The 225-nt window shown below is 68.9% G+C and carries 1 protein-coding gene; it reads left to right on the top strand.

What is annotated here, in order from left to right; all coding sequences use genetic code 11:
- On the top strand, positions 1–225 hold a 225-nt coding region (locus tag BEN49_RS28255; protein WP_158022991.1), incomplete at both ends, for a hypothetical protein.

The raw sequence follows: 225 nt of genomic DNA, 5'->3' as shown, positions 1-225 counted from the left end.
GTGTTTTCGGCCTACCGTCACGCCCACCCTTCGACCCCAGCCACCTCGTGGGTACGCGACGGCCAAATCGTCGTCGCCCCAGCGCTGCTGCCGGCCACGAGCAGCTGCCACTTCGACCTGACGGAGGTGTTTTCGGCCTACCGTCACGCCCACCCTTCGACCCCAGCCACCTCGTGGGTACGCGACGGCCAAATCGTCGTCGCCCCAGCGCTGCTGCCGGCCACG

The organism is Hymenobacter coccineus, assembly GCF_001816125.1.
Classification (GTDB): domain Bacteria; phylum Bacteroidota; class Bacteroidia; order Cytophagales; family Hymenobacteraceae; genus Hymenobacter; species Hymenobacter coccineus.
Note: the sequence above shows the minus strand (reverse complement) of the source record. Positions and strands in the feature narration are given on the sequence as shown.